The organism is Streptomyces colwelliae (assembly GCF_048158785.1).
Taxonomy (GTDB): Bacteria; Actinomycetota; Actinomycetes; order Streptomycetales; family Streptomycetaceae; genus Streptomyces.
In genome coordinates, this window is the sequence record NZ_JBLTJC010000499.1 from 1 (window position 1) to 6,396 (window position 6,396).

Consider the following 6,396-nt stretch of genomic DNA (forward strand, 5'->3'; position numbering starts at 1 on the left):
AGTTCGCGGTGGGGTACGGCTGAGCGGGTCAGGGGCAGGGGCAGGGTCAGGGCAGTTGCCGTACGAGAACCAGTTCCCGCACCGATTCCGTGTCGAGGCGGGCCAGGGCCGCGGTGATCCCGTCCAGGAACACCGCCTGCCCCCGGTCGTTGTGCACATGGACCAGGTTCCCGGTCGCCTCCTGCCTGCCGATCTCCCGCCGTACCCAGACCACACCACGCGTGCCCGGACCCGGGTCGCGGATGGCTCGGACGACGGCGGTCCAGTTGTGGACGGGTACGTGCTCGAAGCGCGGGAAGTAACGGCGATGCAGTCGGCTCCACCAGCCGGGCGCCTCGTGGGCCGGCTGCCACGGCAGGGCGACCGACTGGCTGCCGTCGATCATCGCGTCGACGGCGGTGACACAGCCGCGGGCGTTGATCCTGTGGTTCTGGGCGGTGACCCGGCGGGCGGCCTCCTCCGGCGACACCGGTTCCAGGTCCGCGAAGGGCGCGCTCGATGCCGGGTGGAAGGGGAAGCCGCCGATCTTGGGGACCACGACGGAGGCCGCCAGCATCGGTGTGCGCGGGAAGCCTGGCTGGTTCAGGGTGCGGCAGGCCATCAACCAGGACGAGTTCGTCTCGTGCACGGGGTGCGGCACGGCGAGTTCGACGAGCCCGCCGTAGAGCGCGTCGAGCCATGCCGTCGCCCGCCGGGCGGGGTCCGCGGCGGTGACCGTCATCTGTCTTCCTCTGTCCGTCGTCCGTCCTTCGCGCGTCAGACCGCGTCGTCCCATACGGCGGCCAGCGCCGTGATCCGGTCCCTGTACTCCAGGGCCTCGCGCCACTCCGGCACCCAGTAGAGGAGGCCGTGTTTGGCCCCCGCGAAGGCTCCGGTCAGAGCCGCGATCGAGTCGGAGTCGCCGGACGAGTGGGAGGCGCGCATGACCGATGAGCGTGCGTGGCCGCCGACGACCAGGAAGCAGTACAGGGCCGTGGCGAGGGCCTCCTCGGCGACCCAGCCGGCGCCGACCACCTCGGACGGGTCCAGCTCCGAGTCCTCGGCGCGCAGGGCGGTCGCCGCGGTGTCCAGGGCGCGCAGGCACTCGTCCCAGCCGAAGGCGATGAACGCCGCCGGGTCGGGGGCGCCCGCCTTGGCGTACAGGTCGCCCAGCCAGTCGGCGTGGTAGGTGTGGCGGGACTCCTGCGCGTAGGCGCGGAGGCGGGGGAGGAGTTCGGCGATGGGGCAGTCGTGTGCCAGGAGCCACGTGGCGTGGGCGGTGAGGTCGCTCGCCGCCAGCGCGGTGGGGTGGCCGTGGGTCATGGCCGCCTGCAACTGGGCGATTCCCGCCCGCTGTTCGGCGCTCAGGCCGGGGATGAGGGCGACCGGCGTGACGCGCATGTTGGCGCCGCAGCCCTTGGAGCCGAGGACGGTGGCGTCCTGCCAGCGCAGGCCGCGTTCCAGGTTGGTGCAGGCGGTGAGGCAGGTCTGGCCGGGGGCGCGGTTGTTGTCCGGGTCGTGCAGCCAGGCCACGAAGTGCTTGCGCAGGGCGGCTTCGACCGTGGCCGGGGTGAGGGCCGTAGCGGCTGCGGCCGGGTCTCGGGTCCCTCGGATCCGTCGGGTTCCGGGGGCGAGGGGACCGGAGGCGGGGGTACCGGCGCTCGCTTCCACCAGCGCTTCGCCGACGGCCAGGGCCATCTGCGTGTCGTCGCTGACCCGGACGATGTCACCTTCGGAAAGGGGGAGGCCCATCTCGCGCCACGGACCGAACTTCGCGGTGATCTGGGCCATGTTCAGGAACTCGGTGGGGTAGCCCATGGCGTCACCGATGGCCAGACCGAAGAGGGAGGCGGCGGCGGCCTTTCTGACGCGTTCCACAAGGGGGTGGCCAGCGAGTTCCCTGAGCGCCAGCAAGCTCGTGGCCTCGGCGAGGGAACCCTCGACAATGTGCGACGAACTGGAGGAAGGCCACCGCTCGACAAGCTCGGTCACCGCCTGGGACGGCGTGAGCCCGCGGGCCTTGGCCGTCTCAAGCCGTCTGCTCCACACGGCACCCAAGTTGACGCCGTCGTCGCCTCTCTTCCTGATCGGGACCCAACTCGCCGCCTCGTCCTCGTCGTTGAACCACAAGTAGCCGAGCAGGTCGTTCAGGTTGTCGGCCACAGCCACGTAGTGCACGGGACCGCTGGTTCGGAACGCGTAGCGCGGCGGCCCCCCAGTGACGATGAGGCCCGCCCCGTCGTCCTCCCAGATTCGAGGGTTGGTCGTTCGCTTGACGAAGCGGGGCTTGGCTTCATGGGAGGGGTTCATCTGAGCTTTCCTCTTCTACTACTTCGGCAGGACGTCGCCGTAGATGTGCCACTGGCCGTTTTCCATAAAGGCGCGAGTCACCTCGTACGAGGTGCCGCGTCCGAGGAGCAACTCCCGCTCACCCATACCGAACGTGCCGACGTTCTCTACCCATAGTGCCGGAGTTCCAGCAGGGACCCGGAGGTGCAGAATGCCTTCCTTCTCCGCGAATGCGGGGACGGCGCCGTTGTCGCCGAGCGAGGTGGACATGTAGCCCTCGTCTGTGAGCGTTTTGCCGACGAGCTGGTCGGGTGCAGTGGCCCCCATGTGGCCGACGCCTTGTCCGCGGACCACTGTGAGGTCCTGCGGCACCGGGGTTCCGGCCAGCGCCTTGTCCGTGTTCTCGATATTACGGAGCACGTCCGGAGTGCCCAGGTCGGCGTTGCCGCGGAGGTATCCGTTCATTTCCTGGTAGGTGGCGTTTTTTGGATTCGGCTCACCCAAGTCGTTCGTATAGTCCAAGAGCGACTTTTTCGTTGGTTCGGGGAGATTGTCCGCATATTCGTTCCAGACATCCCTTCCGTATGAAATTGCCGCTTCCTTGTCCGGGAACAGGTGCGCCCCGTCATACAGTTCGGCAGAGGCTGTCGCGTGCTTCTGCTCGGTGCTGAGCTTGTCGAAGTCGTTGTGCGAGAGCTTCTGGGTGTCCTGGAGACCGTCGTCGAGGTGATCGAGCGACGGATGCTGGTCGTCCAGGAACTTCTGCGCCATCCCGGACTCGACCGAGTCCGCGTGCACGCCCGCCTTGCTCAGATCCTCCCCGTACCGCACCCCCTTGGACGCCAGGGTGGACGCCGCGCCCTCCGCGCCCTCCTCCATGGCCAGCCGCAGCCCGCCCTTGGCCAGGCCCGCGCCCTTGGTCCCGACGAGTTCGGGGATGAGGCGGCCGATGAACTCGGAGGGGTCCTTCTTGAAGCCGTCGACGGCGGCCTGGAGGATTCGCTCGGGGTGGGCGGCGGTGGAGACCAGACCGGAGAGCGTCATGTTGACGTTCTGGTAGTACGCGGCCGGGTGCGTCAGCGCGTAGGGGTCCATCGGGTTGAGACCGCGGGCGAGGTTGACCAGGCCCGCGGTGCCCTTGAGGATGCCTCCGCCGACGTGGGCGAGTTCCACGTGGTACGCCTGGAAGCCGTCGGTGACGTCGTCCTGGATGCGGTCCAGCGGCGGCGGCTCGGCGGGCGCGTGTGCGAGGGCCGCCTTGATCGCGGCGGCGGCCCTGGCCGATGCCTCGTTACGGCCCCGGCGGGCGTCCTCAAGGATGTCCGCGGCCCTGTTCATGTCGGCCTTGCCCACGGATTCGTCGAAGGGCTCGGGCTTCGGGCCGGGGTCCTCGCCGGTCAGGCCCTTGGCGTTGTAGGCGCGGACCTTCTTGTTGTACGCGTCGGCCGCGGTCTCGTAGCTCTTCGTGCCCCGCTTGTAGAGGTCGATGGCCTCATGGGCCTTGTCCTGCGCCCACTTGATGGTGTCCGCGTACGAGTCCAGGGCCGTGGCCGCGTCCTCGCAGGCATCGGCGGCCTGGAGCCACTTGGTGGGGTGCATCTCGAACTTCTTGCGGAAGGCGTCCGCGGCCTCGCCGCTCCACCCCGGCGAGCTCACCTTCTTCATGCCCTGCCCGACATGGTCGAAGGCGGTGAAGAAGTCCTTCAGGTGTTTGGCGCTCTCCCGGACCTTCCCCGGGTTGCCGTGCACCAGCTCGGTCGGGTCGTCGGTGTGGCCCAGGCTCTGCTCGCTGGGGGTGGCACCCAGGTCCGCGGCCACCTGGTCGCCCGCTTCGTGGACCCAGTCACCGGCCTTGTCCAGACCGACGTAGTCGAGGCCGTCGCCCAGCTTGTCGCTGCCGTAGTCGACGGCCTCGCCGAGCTTCTCCTCGCCCGCGTCGAGCAGATCCTCGCCGGCCTCCAGACCGGAGTTGAGACCGTCCTTGATGTCGCCGACGAGATCCCCGAGGCCCATCAGCCGCCGCCCCCGCCCTGCACACCCTGCTGTTGCTGCGCGGCCTGGGCACGCTCCTCGGCGGACGGCCCGAAGGTGCTGTCCAGCCACTTCTCGTACTCGGTGTCGGACACCCCGAACGTGCCGTGCAGGTTCTGCGGGTTCAGGCCCATCGGGCCCATCGTGGAAGAGGTCATCACGTCCCGGCCCGCGTCCTTCCAGCCCTGCTCGACGTTCTCGTTCGCCTGCTTCCACGAGTCGGCGCTGAAGTCCGTGTTGCCGCTGTAGATCCCGGAGTCGTAGATGTCGCCCCAGCCCTCCTGGGTGACCTCGTCCTCGGACGCGTACGGGTTGCCGATCGCCGCGTTCGCGACGACCTTGAAGGTTCCCTCGACGTACTGCTCGGTCTCGTAGTACGTGCCCGCCGACAGGCCGACGCCCTGCGCGAACTCGTTCCCCTCGTTGATCAGCGTGCGCACGCCCCACTCCCAGCGGGTGCAGAACGAGCCGAACGCGTCCTTCACGTCGTCCGTGCCCAGGTCGAGTCCGGACAGGCCGATGTCGCTGAAGCCGCGCCCGGCTCCGGCCACCCCGACCATGCCCAGTTCCTTGAGCTCACCGAGCGCCTCGGTCAGGCCCTTCGCGATGAGCTCCAGACCCTGCGCCTTGAGGTCCTCGCCGGACCCGCCCCCGCCGCTCATGACACATCCCGCGTGGTGTCGTCGGCACCGTCGAGCGCCGCCTCGTCCGGCACGATCCCTCGCACCGGCGGGAACACCATCCCGTCCGGTCCGTCCGCGCAGTCCAGCGCCACTCCGCACGGCACTCCCGCCGCGGGCACCGCCACGTCCAGCAAGCGGGCGCCGAGGATCGACTGGTACGTCCACTCGCGGGTGTACTCGCCGCGTGCCTGGGCGTAGCGGGCCAGGGCCTGTTCGTCGGAGAAGGCGAGGATGAAGCGGATGCCGTCGAAGTCCGCGGTGAGCAGGCCGCGTTCCTCGTCCGGACCGGGTCCGTCACCGAGCGGAACCAGGACCGCCGTGCGACGGAACTCGCCCAGCAGCTTCGCGAACGCCCGCCTGCGGGCCGCCACTTCGGGGCCCTCGGGATCCTCCGGGTACTCCGGGTACTCGGGGTCCTCGGGATCCTTGGGTTCCTCGGGAGGGGGGTCGTCCTGGGGTGGTTCCAGCGCTTCGGCCGGCGCCCGTACCGCGTCCGCCGCGGCCGTACCGGCGCGCTCCGCGGGGACATGCGGCTTGAGCCAGTCCGGTGTGGACACATCCGAGTCGCTCGATGCCGGCGTGGTCATGTCCGCATAATCAGCAAACGGTGACCTTTGCGCCTGTGCGGGCAGCGAGGAACTCCCCCCGTTGTCAACCATGGCGGCATCCTCACACCTCGGTGTTCTCGATCGCAACGCGAGGTGCCGTCGGGGCTGTGGTGGAGTTGTGGGGCCCGGGTGTGTGGCTTGTGGGACCCAGGTGCGAGGGGCGGAATCGGCCGAGCCCGGGGAGACTGGCCCCCATGCATGAACTGACCCGCGCCCAGGCACGCCGCATCGCCGTCCAGGCCCAACTCCTCGACGCCGAACGCCCCACCGAACTTCACGCGGTCGTACGTCAGTTGACCCTGCTCCAGATCGACCCCACGGCCGCGATCGCGCCCAACGCCGACCTGGTCGCGTGGAGCCGCCTCGGTTCGTCGTACGCACGGGAGGACCTCACCGCCGCGCTCGCGAACCGCACCCTCCTCGAACTCCGGGCGATGATCCGCCCGAGCGAGGACCTGGCGCTGTACCGCGCCGACATGGCCGTATGGGAGAGGGATTCGAAGCACTACCGCGAGTGGGTCGCCGCCAACGACGCGTGCAGGCGCGACATCCTGGAGCGGCTCGGCGGTCAAGGGCCGCTCACATCGAGGGAGTTGCCCGACACGTGCGCGGTGCCGTGGAAGTCGTCGGGCTGGACGCACAACCGCAACGTCAGCCAGCTCCTGGAGCTGATGGTGTTGGCCGCGTCGACGAAGACGCCGAACGATGCGTTGCGCGGTACAAGGACACTGGGGTTCGCGGTGAGGAAGTCCGCCAGCTCCCGCAGGCCGGCGATGAACGCAGCCCGGTCGCCGGAGCGGATTTCG

General features: G+C 69.3%; 6 protein-coding genes. 1 reads left to right on the forward strand and 5 read right to left on the reverse strand.

From position 1 onward, the window contains the following. Positions 1–46 precede the first annotated feature (46 nt). The 5 genes from ACNFOC_RS48895 to ACNFOC_RS48915 all read right to left on the reverse strand — a co-directional run bounded on the left by ACNFOC_RS48895 (position 47) and on the right by ACNFOC_RS48915 (position 5,569). Positions 47–721, reverse strand: a complete 675-nt coding sequence (locus ACNFOC_RS48895) for a toxin glutamine deamidase domain-containing protein (RefSeq protein WP_416965457.1) — start codon at positions 719–721, stop codon at positions 47–49. A 35-nt stretch (positions 722–756) separates the two neighbouring features. Then, entirely contained in the window at positions 757–1,857 is a 1,101-nt protein-coding gene (locus tag ACNFOC_RS48900; protein ID WP_416965462.1) for an ADP-ribosylglycohydrolase family protein, read from the reverse strand. Positions 1,858–2,307: 450 nt separating this feature from the next. Then, positions 2,308–4,281 (reverse strand): putative T7SS-secreted protein, encoded by a 1,974-nt coding sequence (locus ACNFOC_RS48905; protein WP_416965458.1) that lies wholly within the window; start codon positions 4,279–4,281, stop codon positions 2,308–2,310. Next, positions 4,281–4,961, reverse strand: a complete 681-nt coding sequence (locus ACNFOC_RS48910) for a hypothetical protein (RefSeq protein ID WP_416965459.1) — start codon at positions 4,959–4,961, stop codon at positions 4,281–4,283. The genes ACNFOC_RS48905 and ACNFOC_RS48910 overlap by 1 nt, the downstream gene beginning before the upstream one ends. Continuing rightward, positions 4,958–5,569, reverse strand: coding sequence for a hypothetical protein (locus tag ACNFOC_RS48915; protein WP_416965460.1), 612 nt, complete (start codon positions 5,567–5,569; stop codon positions 4,958–4,960). Before ACNFOC_RS48915 ends, ACNFOC_RS48910 begins: the two co-directional genes overlap by 4 nt. Positions 5,570–5,784: 215 nt before the next feature. Here ACNFOC_RS48915 and ACNFOC_RS48920 point away from each other — a divergent pair. Beyond that, positions 5,785–6,396: DNA glycosylase AlkZ-like family protein (locus ACNFOC_RS48920; protein WP_416965461.1), on the forward strand; the 612-nt coding region annotated here is incomplete at its 3' end.